We start from the raw sequence: 21,681 nt of genomic DNA on the forward strand, positions 1-21,681 counted from the left end.
GTTTCGTCTACAATGCGTAGTACGGACACTCGTTTTCTCAGCTATTCTCATTTTTGTGAAAGGTATTAGATCGTTTGGATTTAGATTATGATGATCCGTTATGCTTCTTATTTTATCGCGGCACTGCTACCGCTACTGCTGTTTCGTTGGTTTGCACCAGCATCCATTGGTGAGATTGACTTTTGGTTACTCTGGCTATTGGCTATGGTATTGGTATCCTTGCCCGTTGTTTATGCGGAAATTGCCTTAGCCTACCGTAGTGTTGATGCGCCATTAGCAGGGATGCAAAAGCTTACTCGCGAAGCAGATGCCAGCCCAATATGGCGTAGTTTTGGGTGGCTTGCTGCGCTGGTCTCCATTCTGATTGCGGCGTTAGTGATCTCAGGCGCGAGCACGGGTATTTTGGCGGCATTGACGGAGCTTAATAGCGCTCCTGCTATACCAGATTTTGCGATCGCTGCTGGCCTGATGGTCATTGCTGTTTTACTCAGTTTATTAGGTGTTGCACCGTTACCGATTGGCCTGGGATTAATGGTGATAGGCTTGTTGCTGGGCGTGGCAAATGGCCTACCCAATATTGACTTTGCGATGACTGATATCAGCTTAAATGAATGGGCACGTGCAGTCGCGTTAGCGTTGGTTAGTGTGGGTGCAGGCACAGGCTTATACTGGTTTGGTCAAAACTTGGTAACCAACCAAGTGGCAACAGCGGTAGACACGGACAATATCAATGCACAAAAACCTGCTCGCAGCCGTGCGATGAGTGAGTATCGGGCAACCAAATTGGTGCTCCCGATTTGGATATTGCAATTGATCGTTGGGGTTGTGGCGTTATCTATTAGTGGCATGGCGCTGCCACCGATTGGACAGCTATCATATTGGATAGGGGTATTATTTGTCGCCAGCTATTTGCTGCATTATAGTACCCAGCAATTAGCACACAAGTTTGGACTACTGGTCAGTTTGGTATTAACCTTTGTCTTGGCGCTTTTGTTAGTCGTTATCATACCAACTGTTTGGCTGGTCGGACTTTTAGTGATTATTAGCAGCATAGCGGTATTATTGCTGTCTATCTTTGCGGGTTGGCAGATGAAAATTAGTCATCTGCGTAAGTCATTAAATTTTGGCAATGAAGCGTTTTATAACTTATGGCGAATAGCGATTCGTTTGATTGTGCCACTAGCACTGTTATTGGCATTGATAGGTTGGGTGATGCAGTGGTTGAGTTAACCGCTAATGGCATTCAATCTGATAACAATTGTGCGCCGTCATCTGAGCAGACCATGCTAATGACTGTTTATTTGGCATACGCTGAAGATGCAAAATGTCAGCATTATTTAACCTTACAGGTTAATAATGAAACAAGTTTGTATGAGGCATTGAGGCAGGCAGGATGGTTGGTGAAATTTCCAGCGTTAGCACGTTGGTGTGAGCAAGTGGCAGATATTACCACGCCAACGGCAAAGCGTTGGCATGTGGGTATCTATGCACAAAAACAGCCGCTCAGCTATCGCTTGCAGCCTTTTGATCGTATCGAAGTATATCGCAGCTTAAGCGCTGATCCCATGTCTCAGCGCAAAAATAAATCTCGAGTTTAAGCGATGTTGCGCCATCTATCATCAAAGCCAGTTGCCGTTCTTGATTATGAGGCAGGTAGGCTTTCGATACCTTCAATACGATTGACCAAACCATTATTATCAAAGTAGATAATTAAGTGCTGACTGGCATTTTTGACATCAGCAATACCCTTGCGGCTACCTTCTGTCCCTGCTTTGTAGTCGTAAATATAATCCCAACGCTTAGGTTCTAAGGTGTCTCTAATAGCTGGGCTACCAAGGATATAAAGAACTTGGTTTTGATTCATACCCACTTGCAACTTTTGCGCTTGTGCTTGAGTGATGGCAGTGCCTTGTGGCAAATCAATCTTATAAACACTCAATAATGAGCAGCCAGACATAGCGACAGTAGCGCTAAGCATACTGGTTATGACAATCTTGCGTAATACGCTTGTAGGGCTTAACGGACGAAAAGTTAATGTCTTTATCATGGTAAGATGACTCATAAGAAATGAATTAGGCGCAGCCAGAGGTTGTTAATGCTAGTCTGGCTGACAATCTTGGACAAATGATACGTCATTTACTTGCAATTTCCTACCACTTACGACATTATTTACCAAATGCTACCTGAGTCATTTTATTATTTATATTTTAAATTCATAGACTTGCGTTAGGATTATTATAGAAAATAACAGGCTTGGACATGAGGTCAAATCAGCCAGTCTGCTGTTATTAAAATGTTTCATATACTATAAAAAAATAATCATTAACGATTATTTATCTCATATTTTTGGTTCTTTATTTGCTAAGACTGTCACAGTCAGAAGGGATATTATGGCTTCTTTTACCAATCAAGATTTACGTAAAGCGGGATTAAAAGTCACGTTACCTCGCATCAAGATTTTAGAGCTACTGGAGAGTGCAGAGTTGCATCATATGAGTGCTGAGGAGGTTTATAAAGCACTGATAGAGCAAGGTGAGGATGTGGGTTTAGCGACTGTCTACCGAGTGCTGACGCAATTTGAGCAAGCTGGTATCGTCGAGCGTCATAACTTCGAAAATAATTTATCGGTGTTTGAGATTACCCAAGAAGGCCATCATGACCATTTAGTTTGTGACGTTTGTGGCAAGATTATAGAATTTCATAACGAAGTCATCGAAGAAGAGCAGCTTAAAGTCGCAGAAAAGCACGGATTTAAGTTATCAGGTCATTCATTGGTGCTATACGGTATTTGTAATGACCAAGAGTGTCGGGATAGCATCAAGTAATTTTTTAATTGGTGAGCATGATCTACCTTTGATATCGTTTTTAGTGCGTTATCACCATGTATAAAATAAGAAAGCCCTCATAATAATATGAGGGCTTTCTTATAAGTTTTTATGACAAAAACGAATAACAATGCTCAAAAGCCATGCTTAACTGATATCTAATGATAAGTTATCCGCACCTTCATCCAGATTGGCGGTGCCATTTTTACTGCTGAGTTTGATTTTTAGGCGCAAATCATTAGGAGAGTCAGCATGAAGAATCGCTTCTTTATAGGTGATTTCTCCTTGCTCATATAAGTCAAAAAGAGCCTGATCAAAGGTTTGCATGCCGCTATCCCGCGATCGTGTCATGACATCTTTGATTTCATGAACCTCGCCTTTACGGATATAGTCACTAATCAGCTGTGAGTTCAATAAAATCTCAATAGCCGCACGGCGTCCTTTACCATCAGGAGTTGGGATGAGCTGCTGCGCAATAATGGCTTGCAAGTTAAGCGACAAATCCATAAATAACTGATTGTGGCGACTGGTTTCAAAAAAGTGAATGATACGGTCAATCGCTTGGTTGGCGTTGTTGGCGTGCAAGGTTGCAAACACCAAATGCCCTGTCTCAGCGTACTGGATCGCGTAGCTCATGACTTCACGGTTACGAATTTCACCAATCAAAATAACATCAGGTGCTTGGCGCAACGTGTTTTTTAGCCCTGCCTCAAATGAATGGGTATCGATACCAACTTCACGCTGGGTAATAATACAACCACGATGTTTGTGGACAAACTCGATAGGATCTTCGATGGTAATGATGTGACCATGCGAGTTTTGATTACGGTGTCCGATCATAGAAGCAAGGGTCGTTGATTTACCTGTACCTGTCGCACCCACTAGCAGAATGATACCGCGTTTTTTCATTGCCAGCTCTTTTAACGCGGGCGGTAAACGTAGCTCTTCGACAGTCGGAATTTTATTCTCAATTTTCCGTAAAATCATCCCTGCCATATCACGCTGTATAAAGGCACTGACCCGAAAACGTGCTTGCTGTGCTTCATCAGCAATGGCAAATTGGCACTCGTTGGTCTCTTCAAACTCTTTTTGCTGGTTTGGTGTCATGACGCCTTTGACCAATCGCATGGTTTGCTCAGCGGTTAAAGGCGTTTTACCAACAGGCAAAATTTTGCCATTCACTTTCATGGAAGGCGCTACATCAGCGGTAATAAAAAGGTCCGAGCCATTTTTATTGATCATTAACTGCAATAGTTTATCAATGTCCATATCGTACCTGCATTCGATGTAAATCGATTAAAAAAGTATTTAAAATTATGTTGTAAAAATCGCCAGTAGCAATAGAATTAAGGCATATCATGGCTTATGAATGCTTGTATTATTGACTCACATATCAATCGTCGATCATTATAAGCCAGTAACGCACGATTAATAATATTACAAGAATGCCTCAGGCTGTTTGGCATAAGGACGGGCTACGTCTTTACTAATGGTGCCTTTCGCTACTAGATTTTTGAGCGTTTGATCCAGCGTAATCATACCTTCACCTGCACCTGTTTGGATAGCAGAGTACATTTGAGCGATTTTATTCTCACGTATTAAGTTACGGATAGCAGGTGTGCCGAGCATGATTTCATGTGCTGCTACACGTCCGCCTGCTTGACGACGCAAAAGCGTTTGTGAGATAACGGCTTGTAGTGACTCTGATAGCATCGCCCGAATCATGTCTTTTTCTGCTGCGGGGAATACATCAATGACACGGTCAATGGTCTTAGCGGCTGAACTGGTGTGTAGAGTGCCGAATACTAAGTGACCAGTCTCTGCTGCTGTCAATGCCAAGCGGATAGTCTCAAGGTCACGTAGCTCACCAACCAAAATTACATCGGGATCCTCACGTAGGGCCGAGCGCAATGCAGGCTCGAAACCTAAGGTATCGCGGTGCACCTCACGCTGATTAATCAAGCTCTTTTTAGAATCGTGGACAAATTCGATCGGATCTTCAATGGTTAAAATATGCTCTTTACGGCTCTCGTTGATATAGTCAATCATGGCAGCCAGCGTTGTGGACTTACCAGAACCTGTCGGACCCGTGACCAATACCACGCCACGTTTAAAGTCTGACACGCGCTTGAATACATCACCCATACCGAGGTCTTCCATCGTTAAGACTTTGGACGGAATGGTACGAAAGACAGCGCCCGCCCCACGGTTTTGATTAAAGGCATTTACTCGAAAACGTGCTAGATTAGGAATCTCAAAAGAGAAATCCGTCTCATAAAATTCTTCAAAGTCAGCGCGCTGCTTATCGTTCATGATGTCATAAATAAGCTGATGCACAACCTGATGAGTCATCTCTGGCATATTAATACGGGTCATTTCACCATCAACACGTATCATTGCTGGCATACCGGCTGAAATATGTAAATCTGATGCTTTATGCTTAACCGTAAAGCGCAGCAAGTCTTCGATACTTAAATTGTTTTTTTCAGCCATAATCGGATATTCCTATCAATCAATAAGGGTAGGACAAAAGAGCAAAAAAGGGGAGTGATTATCAATCGATAAACGATCTGATTAAAGTCGGTCACGTTAATAAAGGAGTAGCGATGGTCTTTACCATTACTATTATATTCAGTAGCATATGTTAAACCATGTAACAATATAATAACAAGACTACCAACAATTAACCATCTACTACACTAATAAAATGTAAAATTAGTCATTATGAGTGTCGATTTATAGATTGATCCTTGTTGAGTTTTTTATATTAAAAGACATTTATAAAAAGTTTAACCCTAATTAATAAAAGTTCATTATAGAAGTCATTAAAAATAGAAGTCATTAAAAGTGACTGATTAAAAAATGGATTAAATTATTCTCGTGAGTAATATATGAAAGAAATAGAAAATAACATTGATAGCCAAAATCTTATTGCGAGCTGGCAGCAAGTGAGTAAGCAAATGACTCAAGCGTGTGAGCATGCGGCACGACAAGCAGATAGTGTGACGTTGCTGGCAGTTTCCAAGACCAAACCAGCTGATATGATTGCTACTTTGGCTCAGCAAGGACAGCAGCACTTTGGTGAAAATTATCTGCAAGAAGCCATCGAAAAAATCGATACGCTAAAACGACAGCCAGAAACTAAAGGCATTATTTGGCATTATATTGGTAGTATCCAGCGCAATAAGACCCGTGATATTGCTGAGCATTTCGATTGGGTACAAACGGTTGAGCGTGACATTATTGCTCAGCGTCTAAACGACCAGCGCCCAGCTGAGCTGCCACGACTAAATGTATTGATTCAGTTGAATATCGATAACGAAGAAAGCAAATCAGGCTGCCTGCCAGCACAGCTACCTGATTTGATAACTGCTATCAAGGGGTATGACGGGTTACAGCTGCGTGGTTTGATGATTATTCCTGCTAAGGGAGGTACGGACGCTTTTACCCGTACCAAGCAGTTATTTGATGAAATTAAAGAGACTCATGCAGAGCTAGATGCTTGGGATACACTGAGCATGGGCATGAGCGGTGATATGACAGAGGCAATAGCCAGTGGTTCGACAATGGTGCGCGTTGGTAGCGCCATATTTGGCGCACGAGCTTAAATTTTTATTTATCAGACAGTCTCATCCATTCTGGTCACCAGCATCTGAGTGATTTTGAGATTGTCCGTTGCGATAATTTCAAATCGATAATTGGCATATTCGATAGTATCGGTTTTCTTTGGAATCTTGCGTAGCATGTACATCATAAAGCCACTAATGGTTTCATAGTTCTGACTGCGTGGCAGATCAACGATATCTAAAGCGCGTACGACGTCTTCAATAGGGGTCATGCCATCGATTAGCCACGAGTTGTCAGTACGTTGAACAATGGGCTGCTCCTCCAAGGTGACAAGCTCCCCCATGACGATACTCATCACATCTTTAAGAGTAATGACACCCACTACCAATCCATATTCATTCACAATGACGGCAAAGTCAGCGCCTGTAGATTTAAACATCTCTAATACTTCAAACAAGGACAAGGTATCAGGAACGAAGAGTGCAGGTTTTAATAGCGCTTTGTCAGTTAAGCTGACCTCCTGCTGGTTAAGAACCAATGCCAAAAAGCTGCGCGACTCTACATAACCAATAATATGCTCTAGGTCATCTTCCTGACAGACCAAAAACTTGTTATGTGGTTGTTCAATCATCACTTCAACGACTTTTTCAGTGCTCGTTTTGGTATCAAAATAAACAATGTTTTCACGTGGATTCATCACCGACGTTACGGTGCGCTCTTGCATGTCAAAGATATTTTCTATCAGATGATGTTCTTGTTTTTTGAGCACACCAGCTTCAGCACCAGCATCCATGACAGCATAAATATCTTCTGGCGTCATATCGTCTTGTCGTATGGTTGAAATACCCAGTAATTCAAAGATGACATTTGCTGCACCATCAAATATCCAAATCACGGGTTTGAATATAAAAATCAATAGCATCATTGGTCGTACGAGACGTACAGCGATAGCTTCAGTGTTTGACATCGCCAATCGTCTGGGCATTAAATCAGCGAGTAGAGAAAATAAACTAGTGATCAGCACAAATGATATGACGGATGACACTGCTTCATTCTTCACCAAAAGCTCTAGATAAGGGCTAATAGCTGACTCACCGACCGCACCAGCTGAGATAGCGACGGCATTCAAAACCACTTGTACGACAGTAATAAAACTGCCAGGGTGCTCTTGCATTTTAAGGACGTCAAATGCGCGGACATCCCCTTCTTTTGCCATGATTTGTAGCTTAATTTTGCGACCAGCAGCGATGGCAATTTCGGCAGCAGATACAAAGGCACTTAGGGCAAGCAATAAAAGAAGAAAGATACTAGCGGTTAGCAAACTCATGACATACTCGGTAAAAAAATATAGGGATTAAAATAATTGAAGTTAAAGAATGAATGGATTAGAAGTACAAAAAAGAAAGTGTTGTTTATAACAGCTTGGCATTAAAAATCGGTTGATAGAAACTAAAAAAGCTGGGTAAGCACCCAGCTAATTATAATAAACTTGATTTTTTATAAAAGTATTAAATTAGCCATGTTGCTCGCGTTCTACATAATAAAAGTAGGGCAAGCAACAATGGTTAATCTAATTTAGCCTTTTACTGACCATTTATTCACTAATGGATAACGACGTTCACGTCCAAAGGCTTTATGGCTAATTTTGGTACCGATTGGCGCTTGTAAACGCTTATATTCGCTATTGTCTACCATCTGGATGACTTTTGCGACCAGTTCAGCCTCAAACCCTTTATTAATAATGTCTTGATAGCCCATATCTTCATCGATGTATGACATTAAGATGCCATCTAATACATCATAGTCAGGCAAGCTGTCTTGGTCTTTTTGGTCTGGGCGTAACTCAGCAGATGGCGGGCGAGTGATGACACGCTCAGGGATGACTGGGGTGTCTTCCAAGCGGTTGCGATAACTGGCCAATTTATAAACCTGTGACTTATAAACGTCTTTTAGCACATCAAAGCCGCCTGCCATATCACCATATAATGTTGAATAGCCGACTGCCAACTCTGACTTATTACCAGTGGTGATGACCAAGTGCCCAAATTTATTGGACAGCGCCATCAGTACCACACCGCGCGCCCGCGCTTGGATATTTTCTTCAGTGGTGTCTGCTGGCGATTTGTTAAATAGTGGCGCTAAGGTATGACGGATGCCTTCAACCGCATCAAAAATAGGACAAACCGTATAAGAAACATTTAAGCGGCGAGCCTGTGCTTGTGCATCTTCTAGACTAATCTGAGAAGTATATTCATAAGGCATCATCACTGCATATACCTTGTCAGCACCCAAAGCATCAACAGCGATACATAGCGTTAAGGCAGAATCAATACCACCTGATAGCCCAAGGATAATACCAGTGAATCCTGAATGGTTGACATAATCACGCAGGCCAACGACCAGTGCTTGATACATCTCTGACTCACGGCTCAGTGTTAATGGCGCTTTAGTTTGACTATTAAACTTGGCAGTTTTGACGTCTAAAGTGGCAAGAAGTAACTGATTCATAAAACGTGGTGCTTCGTGGGCAACGCTACCATCAGCTTGCACCGCCATAGAACCACCGTCAAATACCAAGTCGTCTTGACCGCCAACGGCGTTGACATAGACGATAGGCAAATTATTCTCACGGCTACGCTTGGCCAGCATCGTTTTACGATTGTCTTGTTTTTCGATCTCAAAAGGTGAGGCGTTCAAGCTAATAATCAGATCAGCACCTTGCTTTTTAAGCTCGGCAATAGGGCCTTTTTCCCACAAATCCTCACAGATAAGCAGACCGATTGTGATGCCTTTATAGTCAAATAAAACTTGGTTACGACCTTTATCAAAATAACGACGCTCATCAAATACGCCATAATTTGGCAAGATTTGCTTATGATAAAAACCTTTTTGATGACCATTATGCAAGATAGCAGCAGAGTTGAAAGTACCATGATGGTCGACATGTGGATAACCGACAATCATCACGATGTCATCGATATCACTTAAAGTAGACAAGGCGCTTTTGATGCGACCAGATAAGCTTGGGCGTAGTAATAAATCTTGCGGTGGGTAACCTAATAAAGCAAGTTCTGGGAAAATAATGACATCCGCACCTTGCTCGCGAGCTTGCAATGCGAGTGCACGCATTTTTTCAGCATTGGCAGTGATATCACCAACCAAAAAATGCGACTGAGCCAATGCAAAAGTAACGGTTTCTTGGGTTTTATTGGTCTTACTGGCCTCATTTGAGGGAGTTATATTGGGATTATCATTGTCTTTTGACATTGTTATTGTTCCTATCGATATATGGTTTAAAATTTGTTGGGTCGTTGTTGATTTAAAATAAAATCAAAGTAAGTCCGAAATTCACTCAAAATAGCACTCTGTCATATCGAATTCTAATAGTGAACGGATATGATGAGCTTGCTTACGCACAGTATCCAACGTTGTAACACCCCTCTACAGGTTTGATCTTATGATAGTCTATAAAAGGACGATAAAAGAGGGATGTAGCGCATCGTCTGAAAAATGTTATATATATAGAATGATCCAAATAAATAAGAACAAACGAATTTAATGCTATTAAAAAGCTTAAAATAATTGCTTTAGTATAGCATCAATTATCGTTGCAAATAGAACGCGCCAGTGAATTACCTTTCAATGAGTCAGTTTACAGTATGAATGTAAAATATTCTTTTAGTGCCTTGTTTTTACATGTTAAATCTATGTGTCAACTTCTATCTATTAATGTCATCATCTAGTAAGCTTGCACAGAGAAAGTTGTAAGTAAAGATTACAACATATCGTTATATCATTGTCGTATTTTGCGGCATAATAAGCCGTGATAATCGCTTGATATTTATCTTGCGTTAGTCAAAACTATCGTCCGTAAGTATGTTACGGTATGCTACGATTTGATGCTCTCAAAGCAGGTTTACTGGTACGGATTGTTTACACCCCTCGCTAATGGATACCGCTAATGGACAGGGTCTTTTTATGGGCACCGTCTGTGAGTTGATATTCATCACACATTTATAAACTTGCCAGCAAGGTCGCGATAGATCTTCGCTGTCTGCTCTTGGTTTATACGCTATGATTGAAAATTGGACAAAAGAATTTATTATTCAGCGCTTATTGGCTATTACTCTGTTGGTGGTGCTGTTCGTACTGTGTTTTCAAGTGGTACAGTTTTTTATTGTACCCGCATTATGGGCGGCGATTTTAGCGTATGTAACCTTTCCTATTTATAACTTTTTTTATGAAAAAGTAAAGCTGAGTCCTAATTTTAGTGCTGCTATTATGACGGTGAGTATCTCCTTAATGATAGGTGTGCCACTGGTTATCGGTGTTTTTATTCTACAGCAAGAAGCCTTGAGCCTAATCAGCAACTTGATTTATCGTATAAAAGTGGGCTATTTAGATGTGCCTGATTCTATCAAAGATATGCCTATCATCGGTCAGCAAGTGAAAGATGTGCTGTGGAGAATCAATAAAAACCCAGAAGGGACGTTAGAGGCGTTTCGTATTTGGGTACAGTCACATTTATATTATGGCAAAGTAGCATTTGATGTGGTGTTTAGCGGTCTTGCCAAGTTAGGTATGGCGCTGATGACGTTGTTTTTCTTTTATCGTGATGGTACCAGTTTGGTGCGCCAAATTCGTCAAGCACTGCGTAATATCATTGGCAATCGCATTGATGGTTATATTGATTCTGTGGGTACGACCACGCGTGCGGTGGTTTATGGTATTGGTCTGACGGCATTGGCACAAGCACTGCTCGCAGGTGTAGGTTACTACTTCGCTGGTGCACCAAGTCCTATCTTACTCACTATCGTAACTTTTATTATTGCCCTGATTCCGTTTGGCACGCCATTTGTCTGGGGCGGTGTATCCATTTGGTTGTTAAGCCAAGGTCATACTGTAGAAGGGATTGGCTTGGCACTATGGGGAACTTTGGTTATCAGCTGGGTTGACAATCTCATCCGTCCTATTGTGATTAGTGGCGCGACCAAAATCCCTTTTATTATTATTTTTATTGGTGTATTAGGTGGTCTAACGGCTTTTGGCTTTGTTGGTTTGTTTATCGGTCCTGTAGTGCTAGCCATCGGATTAGCGGTATGGCGAGAATGGATATCGCAGCATAAAAATGAGATATTTGCCCCGCAGGATTTGGTATTGTCTGACAACCAAACGTTGCCACCAGTCAATGAATCAGAGTAGGGGCACATGGTCATGTTAAATAAGAATACTGCAAACGTTATGCAAAATAGAGCGAACTCTATTGACAGCATTACTATCGTGGCCGATAGCAATATCGCAAGCTTGGATGCGTTTTTTAATGCTTCGATGCTTGGGCAGGCGTCTGAGCAGACGGTCAATATAATCACCGTCGCCGGACGCGATATCAATGCGCAATTACTGGCAGACGTTGAGCCTGATGTGCTGTTGATACGCTCGGTGACGCCAGTAGGCGAGGCACTGCTAGCCAATAATAACAGCGTAAAATTTGTCGGTTCGGCGACTATCGGTACCGATCATGTCGATCAAGACTATTTAGCGGCGCGAAATATCACTTTCGCCAATGCGGCTGGATGTAGTAAACATTCTGTTGCGCAGTATGTCTTGACGGCGATTTTGACGTTGCGTCCGCACTATTGGCAGCAATCCACGAAGCCATTAATATTGGGCATCATCGGACTTGGTAATATTGGTAGTACGCTCGCTCAGTATGCCAATGATTTAGGCTGGCAAGTACTAGGCTATGATCCACTACTGCCTACCTCGAATACGAATAATGCCAGCCTTGAGCAAGTGCTTAGCCAAAGCGATGTAGTGAGCTTACATGTGCCTTTAACCGATAAAGATACTACAAACCCTAGTGGCAGTGATTATCCAACAAAGCATCTGATTGACGCAAATGCGCTGGCAATGATGCCTGCGCATACCTTGCTGATTAATAGTGCGCGCGGACCAGTCATTAATGCGCGTGATTTAGAAGCAGATATTGAACGCACAGATCGCCAAGTAGTGCTCGATGTGTTTGAGTTTGAACCAGAGATTTCTGAGTGCTTATTGTCCAAATTGGCTATCGCCACTCCTCATATCGCAGGCTATACGGTCGAAGGTAAGTTGCGTGGTACGCAAATCATCTATGACGCTTTATGTGAAAAGTTAGCAGTCTTGCCTGTATTGTCGATGCATCAGTTGCTACCGCTCAATACTTATCTCTGGTCTGAGCTAAAAGCACATCCAGACAGATTACAGAAGTTTTACGACATCATGCACGATGATGCTGCACTAAGAAGCAAGCTGGCTAACGGTCAAATAAAGGGTGCTGACTTTGATCAGTTGCGCCGAGATTATCACTTACGCCGCGAATGGCAGTGGTAAAAGTTAGGCAGCCTTCAACCCTAAAGTAGCATCTGAGAACTTATTCTTATCCTTTAATTGCAGTAAATAATAATGACCCAAGCAAATAACTCTTCTTCAAAACCCAGCTATGCGCCGACCATGACATTGGCAATGGCTCAGCAGCGTGCGCAATTGATGAGCACCATTCGTCAGTTTTTCGCCACGCATCAAGTGCTTGAAGTGCAAACACCGCTACTATCGCAGGCTGGCAATACCGATACTTTCTTACAATCAGTTGCCGCGCAAGTGACGTATCAAGATAAACCTTGTACTTATTATCTGCATACTTCACCTGAGTTTGCCATGAAGCGTTTACTTGCCAGCTGGCAAGTGCCTATATATCAAATTTGCTCCGTATTTCGAGATAACGAAATAGGCGTACGCCATAATATCGAATTTACCATGCTTGAGTGGTATCAGCCGAATTATAGTTTGGATGATATGGCGGCTGAGCTGAGTGAGTTATTAGCGGCGCTTTATGGGCATTCGGTGGTGATGAGTCATTACCGCTATGTTGATGCGTTTATGGATTTTGTCGGCATACATCCGCTGACAGCTAGCCTTGATGCCCTGCAAGCAGTAGCAGAAGATAAGGGTTTGACAGGTTTTGATTTCAATAGTGATTTGGATAACATAGAAGATGGCGAAGCAGCTATTCGTCAAAGCTGGCTGGATTTGCTGTTTAGTCATGCGGTCGAGCCAAACTTGGGTCACGACTTACCGACCTTGATTATAGAATATCCACCTGCCACGGCGGCACTGGCAAAAACAGCGGTTGATAAAGAGGGCAATACAGTCGCTAAACGTTTCGAGCTGTATATCAATGGCATTGAGATTGCCAACGCTTATGATGAGCTAGCAGATGGACAAGCGTTAAGAGAACGGTTTGAGCGAGACAATCAACTGCGTAAGCGTCATAACCTGCCAAAAATGCCAATCGATGAGCATTTATTAGCAGCATCTGATTCTTTAATTCCCTGTAGCGGTATCGCCGTTGGTATCGATAGATTACTTATGGTGATCACAGGAGCGAATAGCTTAGAGGATGTGATTTCGTTTCCAAGCGGTTTGGCTTAGTGTTTTGGAAAGTCTGAACAGAATCGTTTATTTGGCAACCCCTTATAAAACTAAGCTCATCATCAAAAATCGAGTAAGCCTATAAGACTTACTCGATTTTTTGTTGGTCTAAGTGCTATAAATTATCGTTTTATTTATTATAACTGTGCAATCGCTTCATCAATCGCAGTCTCACCGTTATGCATACTAAACACTTTCTTGATGGTATTATCGGCATTTAGGACGGCTGCCAGAGTAGTCGCCACATCGGCAATTGAATTTTCTCCAGCATTATCATCGTTGACAGTGATTTTACCAGTTGCTTCGCGCTCTTTTAGTGCCCCTGCTTGAACGATGGTATAGTCAAGGTTACTGTTATTAATTAACCACTGATCCGCATAGTGTTTGCAGATATAGTATTCTTTTAGGTCAGCAATACCAGCATTGTCCCATTTTCTGGTGTCTAACGAAAAGACGGTGCTAAGCATAATATAGCGCTTAATGCCTTTGTCCTCTGCGGCTTGCATGGTCTTGACCGCCCCATGTAAATCCACTTCTAAGACGTCTTTGCCGCCAGACCCTGCAACGAAATATATAGCGTCAATATCTCGATCAATTTGCTTTTGTATAGCCTCTTTTTCGGCAGTGATATCTAAATCGAGTTGGCTATAATTGTCATCGGTAAACAGTTTTTCTTCTTGGCGTGTCGTGCCAATAACTTGATGGTTATCCGCTAATAGCTGCTTGGCCAAATCCGTTCCCACTCGACCACTTGCCCCAATTACTAAAATTTTCATTGTCATTCCTATTCTTATATACGTTATCGTTGTTGTAAAAACTGACTATAGCGTATCAAGAAAAAAAGGCACACTTCGTTATGAAGCGTGCCGATTGCATAGTGTTTGGTTATGGCGTGTATACGGTTTGCAAAGTGGATAAGATCAAAAAATCAAAGACAAAGCGGGTGAAAACTAGCGTACCAACTTGTTTAATTCATCAGCAAAAGCTTTTTTATCACGATCGCCATAAGGTTTTTGACCACTCATTTCTTGTAGCTCGAGCACGCCAGTACCGCGCATGGTATCCATAAAATCACGCATATTGAGCTTTTGCTTGATATTATTTTTGTCATAGACCATTCCGCGAGAGGTCAAGACCATACCACCTTTGTCCAAAATGTCATTAGCCAAAGGAATGTCGCTAGTAATAGCCAGATCGCCTGGCTGTATTTTCTCAACGATATAATCATCGGCTTTATCAAACCCTGATGGCACCACTGTCATGACAAGCAGTGGTGACTTACGCAGTTTGATCGGCTGATTGGCGACGAATATTGCCATGGTTTGTGTGCGTTCAGCGGTTTTGATAATCAAATCTTTGGCAATCAATGGCACCGAATCGGCATCTACCCAAATCTGCATTATTTCTTAACCTTTTCTGTTTTTGCCTTACCGTCGATAGCCTGAGTTGTTTGGCTGTCATCGATATGGACTTCTATACTCTCTAAAATATTGTCATTGTTATTGTCAGTAGTGATTAGACCATCTGCCGCTTTTGGCTGGCTATCAATCGCAGATGGTTTTTTCTCAAGTCCCATTTTATTGGGTAGCGTAGCGACGAGCTTGGCTAAAGCAGGTTCTAAGTCGGCAACATCATTGGGCATCAAGGTAATATGCGCAATTTTGCGGTCATCGCGTTCTGCTTTATGGTAGCTATGATAGTGTGCGCCATCGATATTTAGTACGGCGCTGATATCTGGATATTGCCCCAAGACATTGAGCATAATCGCTGGATGCACGTTGTCGGTATCACCTAATGGCAGATTGACGACGGCGCGAATGTGGTTTTCAAATTGGCTGGTGACAGCGCCTTCAATACTCCAATGTCCTGAATTATGTACGCGCGGCGCAATTTCATTAGCGAGTAGCGTGTCATGACCACGCGCATCTTTGGTCACAAAGAGCTCAAGTGCCATCACACCAACATAGTCTAAGTGGTTCATGATCTTGGTGATGGCATCGGTTGCTTGTTTGAATAAATGACTGGTGCCAACGGCAGGCGCTTGGGTCTTGGCTAAAATACCATTATGATGATGGTTTTCGACCAAATCGTAGCAACGAACCTGACCATTTTGTGCGCGTGCGGCGATAATAGAAAGCTCGCGGCTAAAGTTAATAAAACCTTCTGCAATCAAAGGGGCGGGCGTTGGCGTTAGCGAGCCCTTACCCGTAACTGCATCTTTAAGATCTTGCCATGCCGCCTTGATATCACTGTCTTGTCTAATCACAAACTGACCTTTGCCATCATAACCGCCACGGCTGGTTTTTAGGACGATAGGCAGTCCTAATTCATGACAGGCTTGCTGCAAATCCGCTTCAGAATTGACAGCCATAAAGGGCACGGTAGCAATATCAAGTGAATTGAACATTTGCTTTTCTTTCAAGCGGTCTTGAGCGATATCAAGCGCAATCAATGGCGGAAACATACCTTGTTTGCTACCTGATTTTGACAGATCAGTCAGCTGTTCAACTGTCGCCGTCGGTGTGTTTTCAAACTCTAAGGTGAAAACATCTGCTGCTGCGATGAAGTCTTCCAATTGATCGCTATGAAAGACGCGACCGTATAGGCTAGCAGGGCAGTCAGCGCTGTCTTCTAAAAACACACATTGGTAGCCCAGTGGCATCGCTGCTTCGGCAAGCATCATACCAAGCTGACCACCGCCTAAAATACCGATGGTACGAATGGTTTGGGTAACAGGGTAAGCGTTCGCTGTAGTCATGGCAGGCTCTTTGAGTTAAAAATGAATAATATTTTGGGTGTAATAAAAGGTAAAAAGTCATCTATTAAAATAGGAAAAGGTGCATTACATGCACCTTGTATTAAGTAAAACCCATCTAAAAATAAATATCAAGTAAATAGCAGCTATGTCTCAATAATGGGATTCAAGAACCGCTATCAAAGACAGGTAATTAGGTATTGATAATGCCGGGCGTTGGGCTAGCAAGGATAGTATCAGTTTGCGTTTGGCGCAGATTGTCCAGCTTAGCCGCAATGGTCTCATCATGCAGCGCTAACACTTGAATCGCAAGCAGGGCAGCATTGTAAGCGCCTGCTGAGCCAATCGCTAATGTGCCAACTGCGACGCCTTTAGGCATCTGTACGATAGACAAGAGACTATCCCAACCGCTGAGCATAGAAGATTTTACAGGAACACCAAACACAGGTAACGGCGTTTGACTGGCACACATGCCAGGCAGATGAGCAGCACCACCAGCACCAGCGATGATAACTTGTAGACCGTTATCTTTTGCACTTTTTGCATAGTCAAACAATCTATCAGGGGTGCGGTGTGCTGAAACCACTTCACAATCAAAAGCGATATCAAAGTCTGCGAGCAATTGCGCTGCCGCACTCATGGTTGCCCAATCAGATTGTGATCCCATAATAATGCCAACTTTCGGTTGACCAGCAGGGGAGGCGATAGGGCTGTTTTGATCCATCGTGTTAACAGTAGCTGTTGTGGTGCTCATGCTTTGATATCCTCAAAAAGACCATCATACAAAAGTTTTGTTGCTCTCGTAAAGCCAAGTTTGATTTTTAATAAAAAAGCGGGGGCAATAGTACCAATTTTATGGATTGGGGTTTACCGTTTTATCATGGCGATATTGGACAAAGTTACTGGCTCTTAGTGGCAGTGCTTGCTCAGTATCGAGCTGATAACAAGTCAGATATCCGCTGTCTACCGCCGCTGAATAATCAGTACAGGCAACTTGTGAACTCAGTGGTTCAGGCGTGCCAGTTAGCCAATAATGACCGACAAATACCGCTTTATTCGTTTTCAGAGCGAAATCAATATTTTCAGCCAACACCTCTTTTGGAATCTGAGCCAATGCTGATGCAGGCGCACGCGCCACCTCATAAAGACGGCGTTTATTCAGCCCGTCAAGCCACCAGCATACTCGCACGCGCTTGCGCTCAGTGCCTTCTTTATCGACCATGACCATGCCGTCGGGTAATGCTGTTTCTACACCTTTTAATACCCGCTCTAGCGCGTCAAATGGCGCCGTGTTTTCTTTGGCAGTGGCGACTAGCCCGTGCGGCGTTAAACAGTTATCGTCAGTCAATAGTGGCTGCAATACCGCCATACTATCGACATCCCAGCAGGCATGAACAAAACAAGCGTCGTCTGTTTCAATCCATAAAGGCAGCTCATATAACCGATTAAGCCAATATTGATGACGCTCTGAGCCAAAAGCTATTTCGGCTAAAAATGCGGCATGTTGGCGCGTATGTATGTCATTGTGCGAGCGCAGATATTGGCTGGAGTTATCAGGGTCAAGTGTGGCAAAGGCGAGGGCATTATATTCATGATTGCCCATTATCGCATCTGCCACGTTAGCATCTAACATGGCAAAAACAACCTCTAAGGTAGCCAATTGCTGTGGTCCTCGGTCAATCAAGTCGCCGATAAATAACGCCCGATGCCCTACTGGCGGTACAAAGTACGTACCATTATGAACGTAACCTAGCTGCTCTAATAAGCCAATTAATTTGTCTGCGTAGCCGTGAATATCACCGATAACATCTATCATCATAATAATTATCAAATTCTTAAATAGTTTGTTGAGTGTAAGTTTGTGCAAAACATAACGCGACGTTAATCATCGCTTAGTGACTTAAACTGCCATCATAACTCAAGTGCTCATTTCACTTTTTATCACTGAGTTTTATTTCAATTTTTACCACTGAGCTTCATTACTGAATTTTATTACTAAGCTTTATTACTAAACTTAGAGCCCAGGTGATAATAGCGCATTGATAAAATGCGGTAGGACTTGCGGTTCTAAAATAATCGTGGCAATAACCCCAAACGCGCCGCCCCACATATGCGCCATATGATTGATATTAGAGCCGCCCCGTTTGTCTGCATAGATACTATAAGCGATATAAGCAACGGCGAATAATATCGCAGGTATAGGAACAATCGCGAATAGGTAGATTTTCTCCCACGGTGCCAGCAAAATAAAAGCAAACAATACGGCTGATACACCGCCTGACGCGCCAAGGCTCAAATAGCTCGCATTGTTTTTATTCTTAAGGTAGCTTGGAATCATCGCAATGATAATGGCCAATACGTAAAAGACCACAAAACCATAGCCAAATAAGAACGGCTGATACAGCCCTTCAATAGCACGACCGAAAAAGTATAAAGTAAACATATTAAAGAGCAGGTGCATGCTATCGGCATGAATAAAGCCATGCGTGACAAAACGGTCCCACTGCCCATTATTTACCGCTGGCGGATAAAAAATAAGTCGATTAAATACTGTCTTGTTTTGCCATGCCACTAAGCTGACAATAACCGTGATAATAATAATAAGGGTCGTATGATTGAACAAAGGAAAATCCTTAGGCTGCGCCTGATATGTGACAAGGTGACGAATAACAATGTTCAAAGCCTACGCATTATGGCTGAGTGCAAACTAAATAGGACTGACAAGCAATTATTAAGCATGAGCTATTTATAATAAAGTAATACTAACAGTAGTTATGACAATGCAAAAACTTATTATGTGACAAAATAGTGCATTTATATGCTTTTATAGTGAATAATATAGCAGGCTGTCAGGCAAATTGAGTAATGCTTCGTATCTTGACGGTAATGGTGGGTTAAATGAGAGCGGTATCCAAGCATACAGACGCTAACGACAAGTAAAATAAACGTTTCATGCGTTGGTAAATTTAAAATAAAGGCCGAAAGAGGCAGTAATCTATGAGTATTATCGACCAATTAGAAAAGACCGTAACGCCAGCTGTCATAGGTGAGCGCAATAGTCATGACAGTGTGGCTTACATCAGCTTATTGGAGCAGTTTTATGCCATCTTGGCATCACGTCTCGCCTTGCCGCAAGTGTATTCACAATTTATCCGCACCGAGCAAGGGATGGTTGATAGAGCCACAGAAAGTCCACTGTTCGAACAACTGTGGCAAGATAAAAGCATACAGCAGTTTATGATCCGAGAGCTGTCTGCTACCCATCATATTGATGAGTCTACTACGTCACAGCTGCTCATCAATGCCGCGCCACTGGCTTATCGTGAGCTGACAGTATTGGCAAACGGCCAGTTTTTGCCAGCGTTTTTGCAGGGAGAGCAGGCGGCACTGCGTCAGTATTTACCGATGTGGTCAGCACCTATTATTACTGCTCCTCAAAACGTCAATAGCGCATCAGAAGCACACCCACACATCGCCGCAGATATTGATAGCGTACCAGTGCGTGACATCTCTTTGGATGGTCGGCAAAATTCTCATATAGACACCAGTACGATCACCGCAGCGCCAGCCGCTTATAAGCAAAATGCTGATACAGCAGATAAAAAAGATATTGGAAATACTGATGTAGAAAGTATGAGGATAGGTGATACCGATGGTCATTTTAGCGCTCATACTGGCGCCATTCATGCCAATCCATCCACGCATCATTTGGCAGAAAATAGCAGTATGAAGCAAGAAAAAGTGCGTACTCGCAATCAACGTAATGATTTAGTGGTACGGGTGGGTTTGTTAATAGTAGCCATTGCCGCGATAGGGCTTGCTGCTTGGGCAATATTAATCAGACCGAACAACGCGCCGCCTGTAGAAGCCGCTGCGACAGTGCCTGTTGTGGCAGTACCAACGCCTGCACCAGTAGCGCAGGTAATGACTCCCATTGAGCTCATCGTTGGCGTAGATAACAGCGGTAGTCTTTATACCTGTAGTGCTACCATTGGCGATGCAGCGCTACAAAGCACCTTGCAACAAGCGCTCAATACCAGCTTTGGTGAGCAAGCGAGTATTTGTGAATTGACAGTACAGGCTGGAGTTGCCAGTAGTATTGCCAATTTACCAGAGGAAGTACTGCCCAATGTCTTGACGATGATTAGGTCTACGCCATTTGCACGCCTACATTTGCAGAATGATCGTCTTATGTTAGAAGCGCCAGATAGTATGCTATTGCAACGACTGGTTACGGATATGCGTACTTTGATACCTGCCATGGTCATCGATAGTACTGCATCATTACCATTGCCTGAAAGTAACGATGCTGATGCAATGAATAATACGAATAACCAGTTTGAGAATGAGGGAGCTGCCAATAATCAGTATGCTAATGACTATAACAACAGTGGGTCTGGAGAGTTCCAAGCAGCAGATGATGATACAGGCGATCGTATCGTACCCAATCCTGCACCCAACAATTATAGTAACAATGCCAACAATATTCCCAGCAACATTCCTAACAATGCACCGATGAATAACAGACCCTCAGGTTCTATTTCAGAATCGGAGGTAGATGATATGGCAAGCACACTCATCATCGCTGAACCTGCGCAAGTAAGGAATAAATGATTGGATAATAGAGGTGTTTAACGATTGTTTGATCAATTTATCCATTGAAACAAGTTATCAAGTAAGGATGGCGGTATAAGTTGCTTATACCGCCATTTTTTCTGTAGATACCCAGTTAGAAGTATCTAAAAAACCATAAAGTATCTGAAAAAAGGATGTATTTTCTCCATTTATACATAAGTTTTACTGATTCTTTTATGGCGTCTCACTGGGTTAATGATTGGTTATTTGCCATGTTTTTGGTTACGTGTGACACTTGAAATATTACCTAACGTATCATTTGTACAACAACCTGTTGATTGTTAACACTGACTTAATACTTTTATAATGATGAAAATTGAACAGGGTCAAGATGGTTTTAGCTGTCATGGTTCTTATTTCAAATCATTATTTTATCTGGTATTTTTTGAATATTTTAATTATATAAATCGATACTAATATAGGCATTAA

The 21,681-nt window shown here is 42.5% G+C and carries 19 protein-coding genes; 8 read left to right on the plus strand and 11 right to left on the minus strand.

Going from position 1 to position 21,681, the window contains the following annotated elements; all coding sequences use genetic code 11:
• The first annotated feature begins 87 nt into the window (after window positions 1-87).
• Window positions 88-1,230: a hypothetical protein gene (locus JMY05_RS12895; protein WP_045443490.1), complete on the plus strand. Its 1,143-nt coding sequence runs from the start codon at window positions 88-90 to the stop codon at window positions 1,228-1,230.
• Window positions 1,218-1,598, plus strand: coding sequence for an RnfH family protein (locus tag JMY05_RS12900; RefSeq protein ID WP_055123485.1), 381 nt, complete (start codon window positions 1,218-1,220; stop codon window positions 1,596-1,598). Before JMY05_RS12895 ends, JMY05_RS12900 begins: the two co-directional genes overlap by 13 nt.
• Before the next feature lie 44 nt (window positions 1,599-1,642).
• Here JMY05_RS12900 and JMY05_RS12905 read toward each other — a convergent pair whose 3' ends face one another.
• Window positions 1,643-2,062, minus strand: coding sequence for an outer membrane protein assembly factor BamE (locus tag JMY05_RS12905; protein WP_045443819.1), 420 nt, complete (start codon window positions 2,060-2,062; stop codon window positions 1,643-1,645).
• A 328-nt stretch (window positions 2,063-2,390) separates the two neighbouring features.
• On the opposite strand from JMY05_RS12905, the gene fur reads away from it, so the two are divergent.
• Complete coding sequence (gene fur / locus JMY05_RS12910; protein WP_045443492.1) at window positions 2,391-2,825, plus strand: ferric iron uptake transcriptional regulator; 435 nt, start codon at window positions 2,391-2,393, stop codon at window positions 2,823-2,825.
• 147 nt (window positions 2,826-2,972) lie between these two features.
• On the opposite strand, the gene JMY05_RS12915 is transcribed toward fur, so the two are convergent.
• Window positions 2,973-4,094 (minus strand): PilT/PilU family type 4a pilus ATPase, encoded by a 1,122-nt coding sequence (locus JMY05_RS12915; protein WP_055123483.1) that lies wholly within the window; start codon window positions 4,092-4,094, stop codon window positions 2,973-2,975.
• 168 nt (window positions 4,095-4,262) lie between these two features.
• On the minus strand, window positions 4,263-5,318 hold the full coding sequence (locus JMY05_RS12920; RefSeq protein WP_045443495.1) for a type IV pilus twitching motility protein PilT: 1,056 nt from the start codon (window positions 5,316-5,318) through the stop codon (window positions 4,263-4,265).
• Between the two features lie 398 nt (window positions 5,319-5,716).
• Between JMY05_RS12920 and JMY05_RS12925 the strand changes: the two genes are divergently transcribed.
• Complete coding sequence (locus JMY05_RS12925) at window positions 5,717-6,433, plus strand: YggS family pyridoxal phosphate-dependent enzyme (RefSeq protein ID WP_045443498.1); 717 nt, start codon at window positions 5,717-5,719, stop codon at window positions 6,431-6,433.
• Window positions 6,434-6,444: 11 nt separating this feature from the next.
• Here the strand turns inward: JMY05_RS12925 and JMY05_RS12930 are convergent, their stop codons facing one another.
• Together JMY05_RS12930 and JMY05_RS12935 are read right to left on the minus strand one after the other, a co-directional pair.
• Window positions 6,445-7,719 carry a hemolysin family protein gene (locus JMY05_RS12930; protein ID WP_055123481.1) on the minus strand — a complete coding sequence of 425 codons (1,275 nt, stop codon included), beginning with the start codon at window positions 7,717-7,719 and terminating at the stop codon, window positions 6,445-6,447.
• Between the two features lie 248 nt (window positions 7,720-7,967).
• Window positions 7,968-9,659, minus strand: coding sequence for an NAD+ synthase (locus tag JMY05_RS12935; protein WP_201615269.1), 1,692 nt, complete (start codon window positions 9,657-9,659; stop codon window positions 7,968-7,970).
• Between the two features lie 807 nt (window positions 9,660-10,466).
• On the opposite strand from JMY05_RS12935, the gene JMY05_RS12940 reads away from it, so the two are divergent.
• From JMY05_RS12940 to epmA, 3 genes are all read left to right on the plus strand, one after another.
• Window positions 10,467-11,594 (plus strand): AI-2E family transporter, encoded by a 1,128-nt coding sequence (locus JMY05_RS12940; RefSeq protein ID WP_045455346.1) that lies wholly within the window; start codon window positions 10,467-10,469, stop codon window positions 11,592-11,594.
• 60 nt (window positions 11,595-11,654) lie between these two features.
• On the plus strand, window positions 11,655-12,764 hold the full coding sequence (locus JMY05_RS12945; protein ID WP_201615411.1) for a 4-phosphoerythronate dehydrogenase: 1,110 nt from the start codon (window positions 11,655-11,657) through the stop codon (window positions 12,762-12,764).
• A 72-nt stretch (window positions 12,765-12,836) separates the two neighbouring features.
• Window positions 12,837-13,862 (plus strand): EF-P lysine aminoacylase EpmA, encoded by a 1,026-nt coding sequence (epmA, locus tag JMY05_RS12950; RefSeq protein ID WP_201615270.1) that lies wholly within the window; start codon window positions 12,837-12,839, stop codon window positions 13,860-13,862.
• Between the two features lie 137 nt (window positions 13,863-13,999).
• Here the strand turns inward: epmA and JMY05_RS12955 are convergent, their stop codons facing one another.
• The 6 genes from JMY05_RS12955 to JMY05_RS12980 all read right to left on the minus strand — a co-directional run bounded on the left by JMY05_RS12955 (window position 14,000) and on the right by JMY05_RS12980 (window position 19,240).
• Window positions 14,000-14,638, minus strand: a complete 639-nt coding sequence (locus JMY05_RS12955) for an NAD(P)H-binding protein (protein ID WP_201615271.1) — start codon at window positions 14,636-14,638, stop codon at window positions 14,000-14,002.
• Between the two features lie 174 nt (window positions 14,639-14,812).
• The gene (locus JMY05_RS12960) at window positions 14,813-15,262 is read right to left on the minus strand and encodes a YaiI/YqxD family protein (RefSeq protein WP_201615272.1); all 450 of its coding nucleotides are present in this window, start codon (window positions 15,260-15,262) and stop codon (window positions 14,813-14,815) included.
• Window positions 15,262-16,620, minus strand: a complete 1,359-nt coding sequence (locus JMY05_RS12965) for a 5-(carboxyamino)imidazole ribonucleotide synthase (protein WP_201615273.1) — start codon at window positions 16,618-16,620, stop codon at window positions 15,262-15,264. Before JMY05_RS12965 ends, JMY05_RS12960 begins: the two co-directional genes overlap by 1 nt.
• 190 nt (window positions 16,621-16,810) lie before the next feature.
• The gene (gene purE / locus JMY05_RS12970; RefSeq protein WP_201615274.1) at window positions 16,811-17,371 is read right to left on the minus strand and encodes a 5-(carboxyamino)imidazole ribonucleotide mutase; all 561 of its coding nucleotides are present in this window, start codon (window positions 17,369-17,371) and stop codon (window positions 16,811-16,813) included.
• A gap of 99 nt (window positions 17,372-17,470) precedes the next feature.
• Entirely contained in the window at window positions 17,471-18,436 is a 966-nt protein-coding gene (locus JMY05_RS12975) for a metallophosphoesterase (protein WP_045443503.1), read from the minus strand.
• Window positions 18,437-18,631: 195 nt separating this feature from the next.
• The gene (locus tag JMY05_RS12980; protein ID WP_045443506.1) at window positions 18,632-19,240 is read right to left on the minus strand and encodes a rhomboid family intramembrane serine protease; all 609 of its coding nucleotides are present in this window, start codon (window positions 19,238-19,240) and stop codon (window positions 18,632-18,634) included.
• 374 nt (window positions 19,241-19,614) lie between these two features.
• Here JMY05_RS12980 and JMY05_RS12985 point away from each other — a divergent pair, with 374 nt between their 5' ends.
• A complete protein-coding gene (locus JMY05_RS12985) occupies window positions 19,615-21,231 on the plus strand; it encodes a hypothetical protein (protein ID WP_201615275.1) in 1,617 nt (538 codons plus the stop codon).
• The last annotated feature ends 450 nt before the right edge of the window (window positions 21,232-21,681 follow it).

The organism is Psychrobacter sp. JCM 18902 (assembly GCF_904846615.1).
Lineage (GTDB): Bacteria > Pseudomonadota > Gammaproteobacteria > Pseudomonadales > Moraxellaceae > Psychrobacter.

What these genes read in the sequence shown, in the direction of transcription:
- JMY05_RS12975 (WP_045443503.1), bottom strand. Translation starts at nt 18,436, where the DNA reads ATGATGATAGATGTTATCGGTGATATTCACGGCTACGCAGACAAATTA.
- purE (WP_201615274.1), bottom strand. Translation starts at nt 17,371, where the DNA reads ATGAGCACCACAACAGCTACTGTTAACACGATGGATCAAAACAGCCCT.
- JMY05_RS12920 (WP_045443495.1), bottom strand. Translation starts at nt 5,318, where the DNA reads ATGGCTGAAAAAAACAATTTAAGTATCGAAGACTTGCTGCGCTTTACG.
- JMY05_RS12960 (WP_201615272.1), bottom strand. Translation starts at nt 15,262, where the DNA reads ATGCAGATTTGGGTAGATGCCGATTCGGTGCCATTGATTGCCAAAGAT.
- JMY05_RS12955 (WP_201615271.1), bottom strand. Translation starts at nt 14,638, where the DNA reads ATGAAAATTTTAGTAATTGGGGCAAGTGGTCGAGTGGGAACGGATTTG.
- JMY05_RS12940 (WP_045455346.1), top strand. Translation starts at nt 10,467, where the DNA reads ATGATTGAAAATTGGACAAAAGAATTTATTATTCAGCGCTTATTGGCT.
- JMY05_RS12935 (WP_201615269.1), bottom strand. Translation starts at nt 9,659, where the DNA reads ATGTCAAAAGACAATGATAATCCCAATATAACTCCCTCAAATGAGGCC.
- JMY05_RS12965 (WP_201615273.1), bottom strand. Translation starts at nt 16,620, where the DNA reads ATGACTACAGCGAACGCTTACCCTGTTACCCAAACCATTCGTACCATC.
- JMY05_RS12985 (WP_201615275.1), top strand. Translation starts at nt 19,615, where the DNA reads ATGAGTATTATCGACCAATTAGAAAAGACCGTAACGCCAGCTGTCATA.
- epmA (WP_201615270.1), top strand. Translation starts at nt 12,837, where the DNA reads ATGACCCAAGCAAATAACTCTTCTTCAAAACCCAGCTATGCGCCGACC.
- JMY05_RS12915 (WP_055123483.1), bottom strand. Translation starts at nt 4,094, where the DNA reads ATGGACATTGATAAACTATTGCAGTTAATGATCAATAAAAATGGCTCG.
- JMY05_RS12930 (WP_055123481.1), bottom strand. Translation starts at nt 7,719, where the DNA reads ATGAGTTTGCTAACCGCTAGTATCTTTCTTCTTTTATTGCTTGCCCTA.
- JMY05_RS12895 (WP_045443490.1), top strand. Translation starts at nt 88, where the DNA reads ATGATGATCCGTTATGCTTCTTATTTTATCGCGGCACTGCTACCGCTA.
- JMY05_RS12905 (WP_045443819.1), bottom strand. Translation starts at nt 2,062, where the DNA reads ATGAGTCATCTTACCATGATAAAGACATTAACTTTTCGTCCGTTAAGC.
- fur (WP_045443492.1), top strand. Translation starts at nt 2,391, where the DNA reads ATGGCTTCTTTTACCAATCAAGATTTACGTAAAGCGGGATTAAAAGTC.
- JMY05_RS12925 (WP_045443498.1), top strand. Translation starts at nt 5,717, where the DNA reads ATGAAAGAAATAGAAAATAACATTGATAGCCAAAATCTTATTGCGAGC.